This is a genomic window from Kitasatospora sp. NBC_01250, from assembly GCF_036226465.1.
Lineage (GTDB): Bacteria > Actinomycetota > Actinomycetes > Streptomycetales > Streptomycetaceae > Kitasatospora.
Window position 1 is genome coordinate 5,632,038 of the sequence record NZ_CP108476.1, and the last position, 20,366, is coordinate 5,652,403.

The 20,366-nt window shown below is 72.4% G+C and carries 14 protein-coding genes and 1 tRNA gene; 9 read left to right on the forward strand and 6 right to left on the reverse strand.

Translation table 11 applies throughout. The features are described from left to right. Positions 1-149 precede the first annotated feature (149 nt). From OG500_RS23815 to OG500_RS23840, 6 genes are all read left to right on the forward strand, one after another. Complete coding sequence (locus OG500_RS23815; RefSeq protein ID WP_329587700.1) at positions 150-3,146, forward strand: UPF0182 family membrane protein; 2,997 nt, start codon at positions 150-152, stop codon at positions 3,144-3,146. Positions 3,147-3,232: 86 nt separating this feature from the next. Continuing rightward, positions 3,233-3,306, forward strand: a tRNA-Met gene (locus OG500_RS23820). Between the two features lie 186 nt (positions 3,307-3,492). Continuing rightward, on the forward strand, positions 3,493-5,469 hold the full coding sequence (locus OG500_RS23825; protein ID WP_329583282.1) for an AfsR/SARP family transcriptional regulator: 1,977 nt from the start codon (positions 3,493-3,495) through the stop codon (positions 5,467-5,469). A gap of 351 nt (positions 5,470-5,820) precedes the next feature. Next, a complete protein-coding gene (locus tag OG500_RS23830; protein WP_329587702.1) occupies positions 5,821-7,353 on the forward strand; it encodes a chitinase in 1,533 nt (510 codons plus the stop codon). Between the two features lie 94 nt (positions 7,354-7,447). Then, positions 7,448-9,532 (forward strand): glycosyl hydrolase family 18 protein, encoded by a 2,085-nt coding sequence (locus OG500_RS23835; protein WP_329583285.1) that lies wholly within the window; start codon positions 7,448-7,450, stop codon positions 9,530-9,532. A 311-nt stretch (positions 9,533-9,843) separates the two neighbouring features. Next, on the forward strand, positions 9,844-11,772 hold the full coding sequence (locus tag OG500_RS23840; RefSeq protein WP_327068857.1) for a tetratricopeptide repeat protein: 1,929 nt from the start codon (positions 9,844-9,846) through the stop codon (positions 11,770-11,772). A gap of 88 nt (positions 11,773-11,860) precedes the next feature. Here the strand turns inward: OG500_RS23840 and OG500_RS23845 are convergent, their stop codons facing one another. After that, positions 11,861-12,277 carry a Fur family transcriptional regulator gene (locus OG500_RS23845; protein WP_327068858.1) on the reverse strand — a complete coding sequence of 139 codons (417 nt, stop codon included), beginning with the start codon at positions 12,275-12,277 and terminating at the stop codon, positions 11,861-11,863. Positions 12,278-12,377: 100 nt separating this feature from the next. Here OG500_RS23845 and OG500_RS23850 point away from each other — a divergent pair, with 100 nt between their 5' ends. Then, entirely contained in the window at positions 12,378-13,853 is a 1,476-nt protein-coding gene (locus tag OG500_RS23850) for a catalase (protein WP_329583289.1), read from the forward strand. A gap of 78 nt (positions 13,854-13,931) precedes the next feature. Here OG500_RS23850 and hisN read toward each other — a convergent pair whose 3' ends face one another. The 5 genes from hisN to OG500_RS23875 all read right to left on the reverse strand — a co-directional run bounded on the left by hisN (position 13,932) and on the right by OG500_RS23875 (position 18,469). Next, complete coding sequence (hisN, locus tag OG500_RS23855; protein ID WP_327068860.1) at positions 13,932-14,729, reverse strand: histidinol-phosphatase; 798 nt, start codon at positions 14,727-14,729, stop codon at positions 13,932-13,934. A 79-nt stretch (positions 14,730-14,808) separates the two neighbouring features. Further along, the gene (locus tag OG500_RS23860; RefSeq protein WP_329583292.1) at positions 14,809-15,132 is read right to left on the reverse strand and encodes a DMT family transporter; all 324 of its coding nucleotides are present in this window, start codon (positions 15,130-15,132) and stop codon (positions 14,809-14,811) included. 83 nt (positions 15,133-15,215) lie between these two features. Continuing rightward, on the reverse strand, positions 15,216-16,307 hold the full coding sequence (gene rsgA / locus OG500_RS23865; protein WP_327068862.1) for a ribosome small subunit-dependent GTPase A: 1,092 nt from the start codon (positions 16,305-16,307) through the stop codon (positions 15,216-15,218). Positions 16,308-16,324: 17 nt separating this feature from the next. Then, on the reverse strand, positions 16,325-17,656 hold the full coding sequence (aroA, locus tag OG500_RS23870) for a 3-phosphoshikimate 1-carboxyvinyltransferase (protein ID WP_329583296.1): 1,332 nt from the start codon (positions 17,654-17,656) through the stop codon (positions 16,325-16,327). Between the two features lie 105 nt (positions 17,657-17,761). Further along, positions 17,762-18,469 carry a M50 family metallopeptidase gene (locus OG500_RS23875; protein WP_329583299.1) on the reverse strand — a complete coding sequence of 236 codons (708 nt, stop codon included), beginning with the start codon at positions 18,467-18,469 and terminating at the stop codon, positions 17,762-17,764. 215 nt (positions 18,470-18,684) lie between these two features. On the opposite strand from OG500_RS23875, the gene OG500_RS23880 reads away from it, so the two are divergent. Both OG500_RS23880 and OG500_RS23885 read left to right on the forward strand, forming a co-directional pair. Next, entirely contained in the window at positions 18,685-19,440 is a 756-nt protein-coding gene (locus OG500_RS23880; RefSeq protein ID WP_327068865.1) for an SOS response-associated peptidase, read from the forward strand. Further along, complete coding sequence (locus OG500_RS23885; protein WP_327068866.1) at positions 19,440-20,102, forward strand: alpha/beta hydrolase family protein; 663 nt, start codon at positions 19,440-19,442, stop codon at positions 20,100-20,102. The genes OG500_RS23880 and OG500_RS23885 overlap by 1 nt, the downstream gene beginning before the upstream one ends. Positions 20,103-20,366 lie beyond the last annotated feature (264 nt).

Sequence of the window (20,366 nt, forward strand, 5' to 3'; positions counted from 1 at the left end):
CCGGGCCCGGACCCGCGTGGGGGCGACCTGGGCCCGGGAACTCGGCGAACGGCTGATTAAGTTGCACTCGGGGGAAGTGCCCCGAAGGGCTGCTCGTCCGTGCCCGATCCGACCACAACAACAGCAGAGGTGCCGTCTTGGTGTTCCAGATGCCCGACCGGGGCGGGCAGGGCTTCCGGCCAAGGATCGGGCCGCCCTCCCGTCGAGCCAGGGTCCTGCTGCTCACGGTGGGCGTCCTGGTGCTGCTGTTCCTGGGGTTCGTGCTGTTCGCGGGCCTGTGGACGGACTGGCTCTGGTTCAGGTCGGTCCACTACTCCTCGGTCTTCAGCACCGAGGTGTGGACCAAGGTCGGGCTCTTCGTGGTCTTCGGGCTGCTGATGGCGGTGGTCGCCGGGCTGAACATCTGGCTGGCCCACCGGCTGCGGCCGCCGCTGTCGGCGATGTCGGTCGAGCAGCAGAGCCTGGACCGCTACCGGATGGGGGTCGCGCCCTACCGCAGGTGGCTGCTGGCCGGCATCTCGCTGGCGGTCGGCCTGATCGCGGGCGCGGCGGCGGCGGGGCAGTGGCGGCTGTGGCTGCTGTGGACCAACGCGACGGACTTCGGGGTGAAGGACAGCCAGTTCCACCTGGACGTCTCGTTCTACGCCTTCGACCTGCCCTGGTACCAGTTCCTGCTCGGCTTCGCGTTCAGCGCGGTGGTCGTCTCGCTGCTCGCCGCGCTGCTGGTGCACTACCTCTACGGCGGCCTGCGCATGCAGGGTCCGGGCCGGCGGGCCACCACGGGCGCGCAGGGCCACCTCGCGGTGCTGCTCGGGCTCTTCGTGCTCTTCAAGGCCGTCGCGTACTGGCTGGACCGGTACGCGCTGGCGGTCAAGACCGGCTCCTACAAGGGTGTGCCGGGCTACACCGGGCTGCGGTACGTGGACGCCAACGCGTTCCTGCCGGCCAAGACGATCCTGTTCTGCGTGGCGATCATCTGCGCGCTGCTCTTCTTCCTGACGCCGATCCGGCGCACCTGGGCGCCGGCGCTGATCGGCTTCGGCCTGATGGCGCTCTCGGCGGTGCTGATCGGCGGGCTCTACCCGGCGCTCGTGCAGCAGTTCCAGGTCAAGCCGAACGAGCAGGCCAAGGAGACGCCCTACCTGAAGCAGAACATCGACGCGACCAGGCAGGCCTACGGGATCGCCGGCAGCCAGTCCCAGCAGTACACGCCGACCGCGACGGCCGACGCCGGCTCGGTGCAGAAGGACAGCCGGACCATCTCGGACATCCGGCTGCTCGACCCCAACATCGTCTCGCCGACCTTCCAGCAGATGGAGCAGCAGCGCTCCTACTACGGCTTCCCGAGCACCCTGGACGTGGACCGGTACAGCACGCCGGGCGGCGTCCAGGACACCGTGATCGGCGTGCGCGAGCTGAACCCGAACGGCGTCCAGCAGCACAACTGGATCAACGACCACTTCAAGTACACCCACGGCTACGGGGTGGTGGCGGCCAAGGGCAACCAGGTCAACGGCAACGGCCAGCCGGTCTTCACCGAGTCGGGGCTGCCCGCCACCGGCAGCCTGGGCGACTACCAGCAGCGGATCTACTACGGCGAGAACACCACCACGTACTCGATCGTGGGCGGCTCCAACCACGAGATCGACAACACCGCGGACGGCGGCGCGCAGACCTACCAGTACACCGGCGACAGCGGGGTCTCGCTGGACAACCCGCTCACCCGGGCCGCGTACGCGGTCAAGTTCAGCGAGCCGCAGATCCTCTACTCGGGCGCGATCACCAAGGGCGCCAAGGTGCTCTACGACCGCACGCCCAAGGAGCGGGTGGCGAAGGTCGCGCCCTGGCTGGCGATCGACGGCGACCCCTACCCGGTGGTCGAGGGGGGCCGGCTGACCTGGGTGCTGGACGGCTACACCACCTCGGACGGCTACCCGTTCTCCTCCAGGACCACGCTGGGCGACGCCACCAAGGACTCGCTCAGCAGTGAGCGCGGCGAGGTGGTGGGCGATGCCGACCAGGTCAACTACATCCGCAACTCGGTCAAGGCGACGGTGGACGCGTTCACCGGCCAGGTGACGCTCTACCAGTGGGACGCCACCGACCCGGTGCTGAAGACCTGGATGAAGGCCTTCCCCGGCACGGTCCAGCCGCAGAGCGCGATCCCGGCCGACCTGCTGCCGCACCTGCGCTACCCGCAGGACCTGTTCAAGGTGCAGCGCGACCTGCTGGGCATGTACCACATGACCGACCCGAACGCCTTCTTCAACGGGACGGACATCTGGCAGGTGCCGGTCGACCCGACCAACGACAGCAAGCAGGTGCAGCCGCCGTACTACCTGACGTTGCGGATGCCGGACATGCCGGCCGCCACCTTCTCGCTGAACAGCACCTTCGTGCCCAGCGGTCGCGGCAACCTGGCGGCCTTCATGTCGGTGGACTCGGACCCCGGGCCCGACTACGGCAGGATCCGCATCCTCACCGTGCCCAGCGACAGCAACACACCGGGGCCCACCCAGGTGCAGGCGAAGTTCAACTCCGACTCCACGGTGGCCAGTCAGATCACCCTGCTGAAGAACGGCAGCGACTCGAACCTGGACTACGGCAACCTGCTGACGCTGCCGGTGGGCGGTGGCTTCCTCAACGTGGAGCCGGTGTACGTCAAGGGCAGCGGCTCCAACTACCCGGTGCTGCAGAAGGTCCTCGCGGTGTACGGGAACGACAACGTGGCCTTCCAGGGCAGTCTGTCGGACGCGCTGACGAAGGTTCTGGGCACCGCTCCCGGGGCCACCGGGACGGCGCCGGGTGGCGGGTCCGGCACGACGCCGCCCGCACCGGGCGGCGGTGGCGGCAGCCTGGACCCGGCGCTGAAGCAGGCGCTGGACGCGATGCAGAAGGCCAATACGGACGCGCAGAACGCTTTCAAGGCGGGGGACTGGGTGGCGTACGGGGCGGCCCAGAAGGCGTTGCAGGACGCGTTGAACGCGGCGGTGGCGGCGGAGCCGAAGAGCGCCGGCGCACCGGCGCCGTCGGCCTCGGCCACGCCGTCCGCACCGTCGGCCGCGCCGCCCTTGGCACCGTCGCCTGCGCCGTCGTCCGCACCGCCGTCCGCACCGCTGTCCGCGGCGCCGAGTGCTTCGCCGTAGGCGCTGAGCTGGGCAGCTGCGCCCGTCGCCGTTCCGGCGGTGGGCGCAGCCGGCCCGAAGACCGTGCTATGGTTAAGACACAACGACGCGGGGTGGAGCAGCTCGGTAGCTCGCTGGGCTCATAACCCAGAGGTCGCAGGTTCAAATCCTGTCCCCGCTACTGAAACCGAAGGCCCGGAGATTTCATCTCCGGGCCTTCGGCGTTTCCCGGACGGTCCGTGCTGGTCGGTGCCGTTGTTGTCGCCGTCGCGACAAGTTTTTCCGCCGGACGTGTTGACGTCGCCTCTGGTCTAGTCCACCGTGGGTCCACCCCGCGGGCCGCTCCCACGGGCGAGGGGAGCGGAGGATGGTCGCGCGGGCCGGGGCGGACGCGGCGCTCCGCTACGAGGTGCTCGGGCCGCTGCTGGTCCACCGGGCCGGGGCGGCCCGGGATCCGGGGCCGGCGATGCAGTGCGCAGTGCTCGCCGTCCTGCTGCTCAGCGCCAACGAACCGGTGCCGCGCGAGCAGATCGTGCAGGGGGTCTGGGGTGCCAGGGCCACCGTCAACTCGCCCGGCCTGGTGGCCACCTACGTCTCCCGGCTGCGGCAGATCCTGGAGCCCGACCGGCCGCGGCGGGCACCGGCGGGGGTGCTCGCCTCGCACGGCGCGGGCTACCGGCTCGCGGTCGGGCCCGGTGAGCTGGACCTGCACGAGTTCGAGGCCGCCCGGCAGCGGGCCCGCGCCCAGCGGGCGGCCGGCGAGCCGGCCACGGCGGCCGGGACCCTGGACCAGGCGCTCGCGCTCTGGCGCGGCGGTGGGCTGGACGGGCTGCCCGGCCCGTTCGCCGCGCTGCACCGGGGCAGGCTGGCCGAACTGCGGCTGGCCGCGCAGGAGGAGCGGTTCGAACTCGCCCTGCTGCTCGGCCGGCACCACGAGGTGGTCGCCGAGCTGGGGCTACTGGCGGCCGAGCGGCCGCTGCGGGAGCGGCTGCGCGGCCTGTTGATGCTGGCGCTCTACCGCGCCGGGCGGCAGAGCGAAGCGCTGGCCGTCTTCGCGGAGACCCGGCAGTCACTGATCGCACATCAGGGCCTTGAGCCGGGGCGCGAGTTGGACGAACTGCACCAGCGGATCCTGCGCACGGACCCGAGCCTGGAACTGGACCGGCCCGGTGCGCCGGAGCCGGCGGTGCGACTGCAGGCGCTCTGCCGACCTGCTCAACTCCCCTCCGAGCTGGCGGACTTCACCGGAAGATCGACCGAGGCCAGGGTGATCGCACGCACCCTGGGCGCCGGCGGGGCCGGGCGCCGGGCCGGTGCGGTGCCGGTGGTGGTGCTGAGCGGGCCGCCCGGGGTGGGCAAGACCGCGCTCGCCGTGCACGCCGCGCACCGGCTGCGTGAGCGCTTCCCGGACGGGCAGCTCTTCCTGGGCCTGCACGAGGCGGACGGGCGACCGTGCGAGGTGGGTGCGCTGCTGGGCCGGCTGCTGACCGATCTGGGGGTGGCGCGTGAGTCGCTGCCGCCCGAGGCGGAGCGGCGCGGCACGCTCTTCCGCTCGGTGAGTTCGGGCCGCCGGCTGCTCCTGGTGCTCGACGACGCGCGGGACGAGGCGCAGCTGACCGCGCTGCTGCCCGGCTCGCCGAGCTGCGCGGTGCTGGTCACCGGTCGGGGGCGGCCGGCCGGGCTGCCCGGGGCCAGGCTGCTGGCGCTGGACTGCCTGGGCGCCCAGGACGCGCAGCGGCTCTGGCGGCGGCTGGTCGCCGGGCCGGAGCCGTCGGCGCTGGTGGCCCAGGGAGTCGCTCCGGGGGAGACGAACGAGGCCGTCGCCGACCCGGCGGCCGAGGCGGCGGTGCTGGCCGCCTGCGCGGGGCTGCCGCTGGCGCTGCGGGCCGCCGCCGCCCGGTTGCTGGCCCGGCCGGGGCGCGGACTGCCGTGGCTGGCGGCCAGGGTGGCCGAGGAGGACGGGCGGCTGGCCGAACTCAGCCCGGGCGGACGGGGCGTGGCGCAGGCGCTCGGCACGGCCCGGGCACGGCTGCGCCGGGCGCCGGGTGGTGCGGCGGCCGTGGCGGCGTTGCGGCGGCTGAGCGTGCTGGGGCCGACCGGCTTCGATACGGCGGCGGCCGCAGCGCTGCTCGGCCGCCCCGAGCGGGAGACCGAGCACCTGCTGGAGCTGCTCGCCGAGTACGGTCTGCTGCTGGCCGACCCGGACGGTCGCTACCGGTGGCATCCGCTCACGGCGCTCTTCGCGCGGGCCGCCGCCCGCCCGGCCGACCGGCCGGCGGCGCCGACCGGCGGGCGGGCGGGAGGTCCGGTGCCGGATGGACGCGGGATGGAATCCGGATGCTGACGACCCGCTGACATCCCTTGGTGCGCCTGGTCCGACCTGCCCCGATGTCACGTCAGGCGGCATTGCGTGAGCTCGTCGGGCTCTTGACGTGCGCTCGGCGCGGACGGCCGTGGCGGCTCCCCTTGACCGGCTATTTGGTCTAGTCCACTCTGAGTCCGTCTCACCCCCGGCGGGCTTCGCCGTGCCGGGGGAGAGCGCGCTCCCTGTCGCCCCGTCCGCGTCCGGGCGCGGCCGAGTGCGCCGCGCCGTCCCGCCGATCCGAGGAGCTGCCCCGTGCACCGTGCGACCAGACAGACCGAGAGAAGACCCGGCGCACCGAGACCAGGTGGCCTTTCGCCGGCCCGTACCGCGCTGGCCTCGGTGGCGGCGCTCGCCCTCGCGGTGAGCGGGGCGGTGCTGATCACCACCGGCGGCAGCGCCAACGCCGACACCATCAACCTGCTGCAGAACCCGGGCTTCGAGACCGGGAACCTCGGGAGCTGGAGCTGTACGGCGAACTCCGGAGCGGTCGTCACCAGTCCGGTCCACAGCGGAAAGTACGCCCTGCAGGCCACGCCGGTGGGCAGTGACGACGCGCAGTGCAGCCAGCAGGTCCTGGTGCAGCCCGGCTCGGCCTACAGTCTCAGTGGTTGGGTCCAGGGCAGCTACGTCTACCTGGGTGCGAGCGGCACCGGGACGACGGATCCCTCGACCTGGAGCACCAACTCCGCCTGGAACCAGCTGTCCACCAGCTTCACCACCGGGCCGTCCACCACCAGCGTGACCGTCTACCTGCACGGCTGGTACGGCACCGGCGCCTACCAGGCCGACGACCTGGTGCTCAGCGGCCCCGGCGTGTTTCCCACCTCGACCGTCTCGACCACCGGGCAGCCCACCGGTTCGCCCACGCTGACCAGTTCGCCGCAGCCCAGCACCGCGCCGCCCACCACCGCGCCGCCCGTCAGTACCTCTCCCACCACCACCTCCACCCCCACGGGACCTGGCGGCGGGAACCATCACCTGCTGACCGGCTACTGGCAGGACTTCGACAACGGCGCCACCGACCAGCGGATCGGTGACGTCAACCCGGCCTACGACATCATCGCGGTGGCCTTCGCCGACGCCGACCCGGCGAATCCCGGTGGCATCACCTTCGGCCTGGACCCCACCCTGGCCGGCAAGCTCGGCGGCTACACCGATGCCCAGTTCAAGGCCGACATCGCCGCCGAGCACGCGGCCGGCAAGAAGGTGGTCCTCTCGGTCGGCGGCCAGAACGGCACCATCTCGGTGGCTGATTCGACCTCGGCCGCCAACTTCGCCACCAGCGCCTACGCGTTGATCCAGCAGTACGGCTTCGACGGGGTGGACATCGATCTGGAGAACGGTGTCACGGCGACGTACATGAGCCAGGCGCTGCACTCGCTCGCCGCGAAGGTGGGCAGCGGGTTCGTGCTCACCATGGCACCGCAGACCATCGACATGCAGTCCACCGGCACCCAGTACTTCCAACTCGCCCTGGACACCAAGGACATCCTGACCGTCGTCAACACCCAGTACTACAACTCGGGTTCGATGAACGGCTGCGACGGCAACGTCTACTCCGAGGGCACCGAGGACTTCCTGACCGCGCTCGCCTGCATCCAGCTCCAGGGCGGCCTCGCGCCGAGCCAGGTGGGCCTCGGCGTGCCGGCCTCGACCAGCGCGGCCGGCAGCGGCTACCTCTCCCCGGCGACCGTGGACAACGCCCTGGACTGCCTGGCGAAGGGGACGAACTGCGGCTCCTTCAAGCCGCCCGCGACCTGGCCGGGCATCGGCGGTGCGATGACCTGGTCCACCAACTGGGATGCCAGTAACGGCAATTCCATCGCCACCGCGGTCGGCGGCCATCTGCACCAGATGAGCTGAGCCGACCGCCCCCACCTGACCCCGCCCCCGCTCGCCTTCGCGCGGCGAGCGGTCCGGCGGTCTCCTCAACCCCCACATCACAGGAGAGAACCGCATGCGCAGAGCGAACAAGTCGGCATGGGCGGTGACCTCGGCAGCCTCCATCCTGCTGGGCGGCGCCCTGTCGGTGCTGGGCATGGCTCATGCCCAGGCCACCCAGAGCCAGCCGGCGGTGGCCGCCCCACCGGCCGCCGCGGCCGCTGTCCCGGCCAACACCACCGGTGCGCCCGCCACCTCGGGCGGCCTCAAGGTGGCCTACTACGACCAGTGGTCGGTCTACCAGAACGCGTTCTACCTGAAGAACGTGTCCGACAGCGGTGAGGCGGCCAACCTCAACTACCTGATCTACGACTTCGAGAACATCGACCCCACCAATCTCACCTGCTTCGAGGCCAACTCGGCCGCCTCGCAGGACGAGAACAACCCGAACGCGGGTGACGGGGCCGGCGACTCCTACGCCGACTACGGCAAGACCTTCGCCAACGGCACCAGCGTGGACGGCAGCACCGACACCTGGAACCAGCCGATCGTGGGCAACTTCAACCAGATCAAGGAGCTGAAGGCGAAGTACCCCAACCTCAAGGTCGTGCTGAGCCTGGGCGGCTGGACCTACTCCAAGTACTTCTCGGACGCGGCGGCCACCGACGCCTCGCGCAAGAAGCTGGTCTCCTCCTGCATCGACATGTTCATCAAGGGCAACCTGCCCTCGCAGAACGGCTACGGCGGCCCGGGGACCGGCAAGGGCATCTTCGACGGCTTCGACATCGACTGGGAGTACCCGGGCGGCGGCGGCCACGTCGGCAACCACGCCAGCACGGCCGACAAGCAGAACTTCACCGCGCTGCTGGCCGAGTTCCGCAGCGAGCTGGACGCCCAGGGCGCGGCCGACGGCAAGACCTACTCGCTCTCGGCGGCGCTGCCGGCCGGTCAGGACAAGATCCAGAACGTCGAGACCGACAAGATCGGCCAGTACCTGACCTTCGGCGACCCCATGACCTATGACATGCACGGCGGTTGGGAGCCCACCGAGACCAACCACCAGTCGCCGCTGTACGACAATCCGGCGGACCCGTCGGCCCCCATCGCGCCGGGGACGAGCAAGTACTCGACCGACGAGGCGATCAAGGCCTACACGGTGGGCGACCCGCAGTACGGGATACCCGGCGGCTTCCCCGCGAACAAGCTCAACATCGGGGTGCCGTTCTACTACCGCGGCTGGACCGGCGTGCCGGCGGGCAGCAACCACGGGCTCTTCCAGACGGCCACCGGGCCGGCCCCGGGGGCGGCGGACTCCGGCAACGTGGCCGGGACCCGGATGTACAAGGAGCTCTCCGGCGTGGTCGACAACCCCGCCGACACCTTCTGGGATCCGGTGGCGCAGGCCGCGTACTTCTACGACGGCACCAACTTCTGGTCCGGTGAGGACGCCCAGTCGATCCAGGCCAAGGCGGACTACCTGCACTGCAACGGGCTGGGCGGGACGATGATGTTCTCGCTCTACGACCTGGATCCGGCGGCGACCCTCTTCAATGCGGCGGTGCAGGACACCAACGGTTCCGCGGCCTCCTGCCCGGCGCCGAGCCCGACGCCGACACCTACTCCCACCCCGACGCCTACTCCCACCCCCACCCCGACACCGACGCCCACCCCGACGCCCACCCCGACACCGACACCGACACCGACGCCCACGCCGACCCCCACACCGACGCCCACGCCGACGCCCACGCCGACCCCCACGCCTCCGGCCGGCGGCATCGTGGCCAACGGCGGCTTCGAGTCCGGCGCGCTCTCCCCGTGGACCTGCACCGGAAACCTGGGATCGGTGGTGGCGAGCCCGGTGCACTCCGGCTCGCACGCCCTGGCGGGCGCCGCCAGCAGCAGTGACGACGCCCAGTGTTCGCAGACCGTCACGGTCAAGCCCAACACCACCTACACGCTCTCCGGTTGGGTGCAGGGCAGCTACACCTACCTCGGGGTCACCGGCTCCGGCGCGGACACCTCGGCCTGGACCAGCAGCCCCGGCTGGTCCCAGCTCTCCACCAAGTTCACCACCGGCTCCTCGGTCACGTCGGTGACCATCTGGGTGCACGGCTGGTATGGGCAGGGTACGTACTACGCGGATGACATCAGCGTGAGCTGAGGGTTCGTGAGCTGACGGAGGCGGTGTCACCCATAAGCGGTGGCACCGCCTCCGGTACTATGGACGGACACTCGGCACATCACCCGGTGCCGCGGGGTTTGTGAGGCGCAAGTGTCGGGAAATCGACAAAACGCTGAAGCAATCTCGCTGGCTTCGGCCCAGCCCGGCAAAATCGCGCGGGTCGGTGTACGCGGGTGTTCGGGTGATGCGACGATGGAACACATGGGGGACGGGGCACGGCAGTTGACGAGCCGTGAGCCGATCGGGGCCCCCGTTGGACGCCGCGGCACTCGGGGGGAGCGGGAGTCGGCATGAAGCTGATCGGCAAGAGCCAGCCGCAGACCGGTGCACCCCAGCAGGACATCGACACCGAGTCCGCTCCGGTCCCCGCCCAGCGCGGCAGTTGGCGCACCGGGGCCGGGCGTCCGTACGGCCCCGAGAGCCTGGTCCACGTCCCCGTGCCGCAGGTCGGTGGCCGCTACCCGGCCGCCGCGGCCGGTCGTTCCCCGGCGGAGGGCTCCGTGGAGGACCCCGAGTCCGACACCGCCTCGTTCGAGAGTGAGCTGGCCGCGCGCGAGTCGGCCGCGCTGGAGACCAGGCACCGGGCCGCCGCCGACGCCGGCGACCCCAATGCCGCCAGCCAGCTCGGCGCCCTGCTGCTGCGCCGGGGCGATCTGGACGACGCCGAACCGTATCTGCGCAAGGCCGCCGCGGCCGGACTGCGCGCTGCCGCGAACAACCTCGGCGTGCTGCTGCACCAGCGCGGCCACCGGGTCGAGGCCGGCGGCTGGTGGCGTCAGGCCGCCGTGGCGGGCAGCGCCCCGGCCGCGCACGCCCTCGGCCTGCACCTGCGCGACCACGGCGACGAGGAGGCCGCCGAGTACTGGCTGCACTTCGCCGCCGAGCAGGGGCACGCGCTCGGCGCCTACGCGCTGGGCGACCTGATGGAGCACCGGCGCGACGTGCGCGCCGAGCGCTGGTTCAAGGCGGCGGCCGACGCGGGCCACCGCGAGGCGGCCTACCGGCTGGCCCGGATGCGCGAGGCGGCCGGGGACAAGGAGAGTGCCGAGACCTGGTACCGCACCGCCGCCGCGCGCAGCCACGCCAGGGCGGCGCTGCGCCTGGGCGTGCTGGTCGAGGAGCGGGCCAAGGGGGACCACGCGCTGCGCGAGGAGGCGGCCCGCTGGTACCGGCAGTCCGCGCAGAACGGCGAGCCGCGGGCGGCCTGCGCGCTGGGCTTCCTGCTGCGCGACTGCGGCGACCTGCCGTCGGCGGCCGAGTGGTGGCAGGAGGCGGCCGAGGCCGGCGACGGCAACGCGGCCAACGCGCTCGGCGCGCTGCACGCGGGCCGCGGCGAGGACGACGCCGCCGAACGCTGGTACCGGGCCGCGCTGGAGGCCGGTGACCACAACGGCGCCTTCAACCTGGGCCTGCTGTGCGCGAGCGCCGGCCGCCAGGCGCAGGCCGAGCAGTGGTACCGGCGGGCCGCCTACGCGGGTCACCGGGAGGCGTGCAACGCGCTGGCCGTGATCCTGCTGCAGCGCGGCGACGAGTCGGGCGCCGAGCCCTGGTTCTCCAAGGCCGCCGAGGCCGGCAGCGTGGACGGTGCCTTCAACCTCGGCATCCTGCACGCGAACCGGGGCGAGCACCAGCAGGCCCAGGAGTGGTACGCCCGGGCCGCTGCCGAGGGCCATGGCGAGGCCGCGCTGCAGCTCGCGGTGGCCAAGGAGCAGCGCGGCGACCTCTCCGCCGCGCTGGAGCGCTACCGCCAGGCGGCCACCGGCGGCTCCGCCGAGGGCGCCTTCCGCCTCGCCTCGCTGCTGGACCGGCGCGGGGACGTGCCGGAGGAGGCCGAGCACTGGTACGCGGTGGCCGCCGACGCCGACCACAGCCGGGCCCAGGTGCGGATGGGGGTGCGGGCCGCCGAGCGCGGCGCGCTGGAGATCGCCGAGAGCTGGTACCGCCGGGCGGCGGCGAACGGCAGCCGCAGCGGCGCCTTCAACCTCGGCCTGCTGCTGGCCCGGCAGGAGCGCGAGGCGGAGGCGATGCTCTGGTACACCCGGGCCGCCGACGCGGGGCACGGCCGGGCCGCGCTGCGGCTCGCGCTGCTGGCGCTGCGCCGCGGCGAGCCGGTGCAGGCGGAGAACTGGTGCAGGCGGGCCACCGACTACGGTCCGCCGGAGGTCGCCGAGCGCGCGGCGCGACTGCTGGACGCGCTGCACCCCGAGCTGAGCGCCTGACCTCAGGTCTCCGCCGCCGGGGGTGCTGCGTGCTGGGGCGGTGCGGGCCGGGGTGCTGCGAGCTGGGGTGCTGCGGGGTGTGCTGCGGTCAGTGCGCCCGGCAGTCCGGGCACAGGCCGCGGTAGGTGATCTCCGCGCCGGAGACGGCGAAGCCGAACCGCTCGGCGGCCGGCAGCGCGGCGAGCGGGTCGCCGCTCGGGTGGACGTCCCTGATGGTGCCGCAGGACGAGCAGACCAGGTGCTGGTGCGAGTGGTGCGCGTTGGGGTCGTAGCGCTTGGCCCGGCCGTCGGTGCTGACCTCCAGCACCTCGCCGAGCGACACCAGCTCGCCCAGCGTGTTGTAGACCGTGGCGCGGCTGATCTCCGGCAACAGGCCGACCGCGCGGGCGTGCACCTCGTCGGCGGTGAGGTGGACGTGTTCGCCGTCGAGGACCTCGGCCACGACACGCCGCTGTGCGGTGAGTCGCCAGCCCTGCTCGCGTAGCCGTGTCAGGAGATCGCTCATACACAAACGATAGCAAGGTCCGAGGTTAGGTCCAGTGTTGACTTAGACAAAGTCCAAGTTAGGATCAAGTCACACGACCGGACCACACGGAGGTGCTCCCATGACTGCCCAGGACGAGCTGCGGCCAACCCTGACCACTGAGGCCGGCGCGCCGGTGGCCGACAACCAGAACACGGCGAGCGCCGGCATCGGCGGACCGGCGCTGATCCAGGACCAGCTGCTGTTCGAGAAGCTCGCCCACTTCAACCGCGAGCGGATCCCGGAGCGCGTGGTGCACGCCCGCGGTGCGGCGGCCTACGGCACCTTCACGGTGACCGCCGACGTCACGCAGTACACCCGGGCGAAGTTCCTCTCCGAGGTCGGCAAGCAGACCGAGACCTTCCTGCGGTTCTCCACCGTGGCCGGCAACCTCGGCTCGGCCGACGCGGTGCGCGACCCGCGCGGTTTCGCGCTGAAGTTCTACACCGAGGACGGCAACTACGACCTCGTCGGCAACAACACCCCGGTGTTCTTCATCAAGGACGCCATCAAGTTCCCCGACTTCATCCACACCCAGAAGCGCGACCCGTACACCGGCTCGCAGGAGGCGGACAACGTCTGGGACTTCTGGGGCCTGTCGCCCGAGTCGACCCACCAGGTGACCTGGCTCTTCGGCGACCGCGGCATCCCGGCCAGCTACCGCCACCTCAACGGCTACGGCTCGCACACCTACCAGTGGCAGAACGAGGCCGGCGAGTACTTCTGGGTCAAGTACCACTTCAAGACCGACCAGGGGATCAAGAACCTGACGGCCGACGAGGCGGCGAAGCTCGCCGGCGAGGACCCGGACAGCCACCAGCGCGATCTGCGCGAGGCCATCGAGCGCGGTGAGTTCCCGAGCTGGACCGTGCAGGTGCAGATCATGCCGGCCGCCGACGCGGCGAACTACCGCTTCAACCCGTTCGACCTGACCAAGGTCTGGCCGCACGAGGACTACCCGCCGATCGAGATCGGCAAGCTGGAGCTCAACCGCAACCCCGACAACATCTTCGCCGAGGTCGAGCAGTCGATCTTCTCCCCGGCGCACTTCGTGCCCGGCATCGGCCCCTCCCCGGACAAGATGCTGCAGGGCCGGCTGTTCGCCTACGCGGACGCCCACCGCTACCGGGTCGGCATCAACGCCGACCACCTGCCGGTGAACCGCCCGCACGCCACCGAGGCGCTCAACAACAACCGCGACGGCCACCTCTACGACGGCCGCCACGGCCGCCGGAAGAACTACGAGCCGAACAGCTTCGGTGGCCCGGTCGAGACCGGCCGCCCGCTCTGGGCCGCCACCGAGGTCAGCGGCCTCACCGGCACCTCCGAGGCGCCCTCGCACAGCGAGGACACCGACTTCGTCCAGGCCGGCAACCTCTACCGGCTCTTCTCCGAGGACGAGAAGCAGCGCCTGATCGCCAACCTGGCCGGCTTCATAGCCAAGGTCTCCGCCGACCGCGAGGACATCGTCGAGCGGGCGATCGGCAACTTCCGCCAGGCCGACGCCGACTACGGCCAGCGCCTGGAGGCCGCCGTCCGCGAGCTGCGCAAGCAGTGACCGGCGGCACCCCGTGAGCAGCGGGCCCCGACGGTCAGTTGACTGACCGTCGGGGCCCGCACCCAGGTGCGCGCCGCGTCACACGCTGAGCCGCTGCAGCATCTCCTCGTGCAGGATGCCGTTGGAGGCCACCGCGTCGGCGCCGCCCGGTCCGTCGATGCCGTCCAGGCCGGTGAACCGGCCGCCGGCCTCCTGCACCACGATGCACGGCGCGGCCATGTCCCACAGGCTCAGCTCCGGCTCGGCGGCGATGTCCACTGCGCCCTCGGCGAGCATCATGTACGACCAGAAGTCGCCGTACGCCCGGGTCCGCCAGCAGGCCCGGGTGAGGTCGAGGAACGGGTCGAGCCGGCCGCGCTCCTCCCAGCCGCTCAGCGAGGAGTAGGAGAGCGAGGCGTCCTCCAGCCGGGAGACGCCCGAGACCCGGATCCGCCCGGCGCTCGCCAGGCTGCGCCCCGCGTAGGCGCCCAGTCCCTTCGCCGCCCACCAGCGCCGGTGCAGCGCGGGCGCCGAGACGATGCCCACCACCGGGTGCTGCTCGCCGTCCGCGTCCTCCTCCAGCAGCGCGATCAGGGTGGCCCAGACCGGCACGCCGCGGATGTAGTTCTTCGTCCCGTCGATCGGGTCGATCACCCAGCGCCGCGGTCCCGAGCCGGCCAGCCCGAACTCCTCGCCCAGCACCGCGTCCCGCGGCCGGGCCCGCTGCAGCACGCTGCGGACCGCCTCCTCGGCGGCCTTGTCGGCGTCGCTGACGGGCGTCAGGTCGGGCTTGGTCTCGATCTTCAGGTCCAGTGCCCGGAAACGATCCAGGGTGACCGAGTCGGCCGAGTCGGCGAGGACATGGGCAAGGCGGAGATCATCGTGGTAGTCGGCCATGGGTCGAACAGTAGCGAGCCGCCCGGCGGATCGACAGTTCGGCTCGCGTGGCGGACCATCAGGAGGCTTCGGACAGGCCCTAGTGGCCGGAGCCGCTCAGTTGGAGGCCGACGACGCCGCAGATGACCAGGGAGATCGAGACCAGCTTCAGGACGGAGGAGGACTCGTTCATCCAGATCATTCCGTAGATCGCCGTGCCGGCCGCGCCGATGCCCGTCCAGACCGCGTAGGCGCTGCCGACCGGCAGGTGCTTCAGGGAGAGGGTCAGCAGGCCGAAGCTGCTCAGGGCGAAGAGGGCGAAGGCGATGGTGGGGACCAGCTTGGTGAAACCGTGGCTCAGCTTGAGGTTGATCGCGAAGCCGGTCTCCAGCAGGCCGGCCAGGACCACCATGAACCATGCCATCGGGTCGCCTCTCTGGTGGGCCGGGGCGTTGGGTGTGATCAACCTACTTTCTTATGATCACCGCTGATGGGTGATCCGACACATCAGTCGTCCTCCCGGGCATCCCTGGCGTCCCGGGCGGCCTCCTCCTCGCGGGGGTCGCGGGAGGCCAGCAGGCGGCGCAGCGAGTACAGCCGGGCCGGCTCGGCGTGGCCCTCGGCGACCCAGGCGTCCAGTGCGCAGTCCGGTTCGTCGTGGCTGCAGGCGCGCGGGCAGTCCACGGTGCCGGGCTCCAGGTCGGGGAAGGCGTGGATCACCCGGGACGGGTCGATGTGCGACAGGCCGAAGGAGCGGAAGCCCGGGGTGTCGATCACCCAGCCGGGATCCAGCGCCTTCTTCGAGCCCGGCTTGGCCCCGGGGGGCGGCGGCAGCCGCAGCGCCAGCGCCGAGACGGTGGTGTGCCGCCCGCGGCCGGTGACCGCGTTGACCCGGCCGGTGCTCCGCTGGTGCTCCGGGACCAGCGCGTTGACCAGGGTGGTCTTGCCGACGCCGGAGTGGCCGATGAAGACGGTGGAGAGCCCGCGCAGGTGCTCGCGCACCGCCTCGGCGCCGGCCGTCGCGAGCTCGTCGCGCCGGGTGACGACGTAGGAGATGCCCAGCGGCGCGTAGGTCTCCAGCAGCGGCTCGGCCGGGGCCAGGTCGGACTTGGTGAGCACCAGCAGCGGTTCCATGCCCGCGTCGTAGGCCGCCACCAGGCAGCGGTCGATCAGCCGGGGCCGCGGCTCGGGGTCGGCCAGCGCGCTGACGATGGCCAGCTGCTGGGCGTTGGCGACCACGATCCGCTCGTACGGGTCGTCGTCGTCGGCGGTGCGGCGCAGCACCGAGGTGCGCTCCTCGACGCGCACGATCCGGGCCAGCGTGTCCGGCTCGCCGGACAGGTCGCCGATCACGCTGACGATGTCGCCGACCACCACGCCCTTGCGGCCCAGCTCCCGGGACTTCATCGCGACCACCTCGCGCTCGCGCTTGGTGCCCGCCTCGACCAGGCAGGTCAGCCGGCCCCGGTCGACGGTCAGGATCATCGCCTCGTCGGCGTCCTCGTGCTTGGGGCGGATCCGGGTCCGTGGCCGGGAGCCCTTGCGGCCCGGGCGGTTGCGGATGTCGTCTTCGTCGGCGTCCTTGCCGTAGCGGCGCATGGTGCTGGTACTCCCGCTCAGTCCCTGGCCGCCACTGGATCGAGCAGTGCGGTCCACATCGCCGGGAAGTCCGGCAGTGTTTTGGCGGTGGTCGCCACGTTCTCCACCTGGACGCCGGGGGCGGCCAGGCCCAGCACCGCCGCGGCGGTGGCCAGGCGGTGGTCCTCGTAGGTGTGGAAGACACCACCGTGCAGCGGGCGCGGGCGGATCCGCAGGCCGTCCTCGGTCTCCGAGACGTCGCCGCCCAGGTCGTTGATCTCCTTGGCCAGCGCGGCCAGCCGGTCCGTCTCGTGCAGGCGCAGGTGGGCGATGCCGGACAGGTGCGACTCGGAGTCGGCCAGCGCGGCCACGGCGGCGATCACCGGGGTCAGCTCGCCCACGTCGTGCAGGTCGGCGTCGATGCCGTGGATCACGCCGGTGCCGCTGAACTCCAGGCCCTCGTCGGTGAAGCGGCAGCTGCCGCCCATCCGGGTGTAGATCTCGCGCAACTGGTCGCCGGGCTGGGTGGTGTGCCTGGGCCAGTCCCGGACCGTCACCCGGCCGCCGGTCACCAGCGCGGCGGCGAAGAACGGCGCGGCGTTGGACAGGTCGGGCTCGACCACCAGGTCGCGGCCGAGCAGGGCGCCGGGGGTGACCCGCCAGACGTCCTTCTCGCCGCCGTCCTCCGGCGCGTCGACCTGGACGCCGGCCAGCCGCAGCATGTCGACCGTCATCCGGATGTGCGGCAGCGAGGGGACCGGGCCGCCGATGTTGCGGATCTCCACGCCCTGGTTGTAGCGGGCGCCGGAGAGCAGCAGCGCGCTGACGAACTGGGAGGAGGACGAGGCGTCCAGCTCGACCGTGCCGCCGTCCAGCGCGCCGGTGCCGTGCACGGTGAGCGGGAAGCCGCCGCGCCCGCCGTCCTCGATCCGGGCGCCGAGGGCGCGCAGCGAGTCGATCACGCCGTGCTGCGGGCGCTCGTAGGAGCGCGGGTCGCCGTCGAAGTGGACCGGACCGTCGGCGAGCACGGCCAGCGGGGGCAGGAAGCGCATCACGGTGCCGGCGTTGCCGACGTCCACCTGGGCCGGGCCGCTGAGCCGGCCCGCCGGGATGATCCGCCAGGCCTCGCCGCCGCCGGTGCCGCCGGAGGAGTTGTTGACCAGCTCCTCGATGCCGACCCCGAGGGCCCGCAGGCCGTCCGCCATCAGCTGGGAGTCCCGGCTGCGCAGCGGGCGCCGCACCCAGCTGGGCTCACCGGCCAGCGCCGCCAGGATCAGCGCCCGGTTGGTGACGGACTTGGAGCCGGGGATGGTCACGGTCGCGTCGACAGCGGTGGTCGCGACGGGGGCGGGCCACAGGGTCTCGGTCATGCGGCCAGTTTAGGGGGACCCCTTGTCCGGGCTCCGCAGATATCCCGCCCTGTGGACAACCCGGCCCCTGTGGAGAACTTTCCCGGTCGGCCACCGGGACGCCGGTCAGGCCAGCAGCTGGCTGCCGCCCGCCACCAGGCAGGTCAGCGCCACCACCAGGAAGAGCGTCACCCAGAGCAGCGCGCTCACCCCGGTCAGCCGGGCCAGCTGGTCGGCGTCCGAGTCGCGGGCCCCGCCGAGGCGGCGCTTGCGCTGCAGCTCGACCACCGGGCGCACCCCGGCCAGCAGCAGGAACCAGATCCCCAGGTAGGCGAAGCCGGCCTGGAGCTGGGCGCTGCCGTACCAGGAGACGGCGAAGAAGGCACCGCCGGTGAGCACCACCGAGAGCAGGCCGAAGGCGTTCCTGATCATCACCAGCATCGCGGCGAGCAGCACGATCGAGATCCACAGCAGCGCCGTGATCCGCCCGGCGGCCAGCAGCGCGGCCCCGCCCAGGCCGAGCAGCGAGGGCGCCGTGTAGCCGGCCGCGGCGGTCAGGATCATGCCGGGCCCGGTCGGCCGCCCGGAGGAGACGGTCAGGCCCGAGGTGTCCGAGTGCAGCCGGATGCTGTCCAGCCGGCGCCCGGTCAGCAGCGCGATCAGGCCGTGCCCGCCCTCGTGCGCGATGGTCACCACGTTGCGGCTCACCCGCCAGAGCGGGTGCGGCAGGATCGCCAGCAGGGCGACCGCCGCGCAGCCGAGGACCAGCCAGCGCGGCGGGTCGGGCTGGGTGCCCAGAACCCGCTGCCAGACCCCGCTGATGCTCTGGTTCATGATCGTTCCTGCCGTGCCGGGAGTGCCTGCTGTTCGAGGGAGGCCAGCAGCCTCCCATGCCAGGACCGCCGGGCGGTAGCCACCGGTTCCCGGCCACGGGTGAGAAGGCGCCGGGACGATGGGAAGGCGCCGGTGCGGGCGGCGCCCGGGGGCGGTGGGGGCGGCTGTGGCGGAACGGCCGCGGGCGGCCCGGTGGGCATGGCAGGCTGGCGGGTATGTGTGGTCGATTCGCGGCGAGTGCCAGGCCGGAGGACATCGTCGAGCTGTTCGGCGTCAGCCAGTGGGACGCGGCCGAGACGATCGCGCCCAGCTGGAACGTGGCCCCCACCGACCCGGTGCTCGTGGTGCTGGAACGGGTGCCCAAGGGCGGCACGGCGCCGGTGCGCCAGCTGCGACAGCTGCGCTGGGGCCTGGTCCCGGCCTGGTCGAGGTCGCCGGAGACCGCGGTGAAGATGATCAACGCGCGGGCCGACACCGTGCACGAGAAGCCCTCCTACCGGCAGGCCTTCGCCTCCCGCCGCTGCCTGCTGCCGGTGGACGGCTACTACGAGTGGCAGACCGTCGAGAGCGCCTCCGGGAAGGGCAGGCCGCGCAAGCAGCCGTTCTTCGTCAGCCGGGCGGACGGCGCGCCGCTGGCGCTGGCCGGGCTCTACGAGTTCTGGCGCGACCGCTCCCACCCCGCCGACCACCCGGCCGGGTGGCTGGTGACCTGCACCATCGTGACCACCGAGGCCGAACCGCTGCTGGCGCCGGTGCACGAGCGGATGCCGCTCTTCCTGCAGCCGGAGAGCTTCGCCGACTGGCTGGACCCGGGTCTGGACGACCCCGAGCGGGCCCGTTCGCTGCTGGTCGCGCCACGGCCGGGGCTGCTCAGCCTGACGCCGGTCTCCGCGGCCGTCGGCAGTATCCGCAACAACCACCCGGGGCTGACCGCGCAGGCCACCCCGGAGACCGAGGGAGCGCTGTTCTGATGGGCGAGCCGTCGACAACCCTGGTGGCCACGCCGGCCGGCGAGGCCAGGATCAGCTGGCACCGGGCCGCCGGGCGCCCCCGGGCCGTGCTCGGCCTCGGGCACGGGGCGGGTGGCGGCATCGAGGCGGCGGACCTGGTGGCGCTGGCCGCCGTGCTGCCCGGCCACGGGATCACCGTGGCGCTGGTCGAGCAGCCCTGGCGGGTGGCCGGCAAGAAGGTGGCGCCGGCCCCGAAGACGCTGGACACCGGCTGGCTGCCGGTGGCCGAGCGGCTGGCCGCCGAGGGCGTGCCGCTGGTGGTGGGCGGGCGCAGCGCGGGCGCCCGGGTGGCCTGCCGCACCGGCGCGGCCAGCGGGGCGGTGGCGGTGCTGGCGCTGGCCTTCCCGCTGCATCCGCCCGGCAAGCCGGAGCGCTCGCGGGTGGCGGAGCTGCTCGGCAGCGGGCTGCCGACGCTGGTGGTGCAGGGGGAGCGGGACAGCTTCGGGGTCCCTGCTGAGTTTCCGGCGGTTCCGGCGCTCGCGGCCGGGCAGCGCGTGGTGCCGGTGCCCTACGCCAACCACGGCTTCGCGCTGCCCAAGTCGGCGCCGCTGGGGCAGGAGGCCGCGCTGGAGCAGCTCACCGGGGCGGTCGCGGACTGGCTGGCGGAGCTGCCGCTCGGCTGAGCGGGCGCGGGCCGGACAGGCCCTGGCCGCCCGCTGGCGGCGGCGGTCGTTCTGTGCAGGGCCGGGAATGCCCGGGCGGGGAGGCGGGTTAACCCCTCTGTCAGTAGTGCCCCAGGCGAAAGGCAGCGCACATGGGTCCGATCGCGTGCCCCGAGCGACCCGATGAGGCGAGCGCGCAGAGCGCCTTCCTCCCGTGGTCCGACTGGATTGTCGCGGGCGAGAAGCCCGTGAGCCCGATATCCTCCCTTCCGGGTCGGCTCGCGG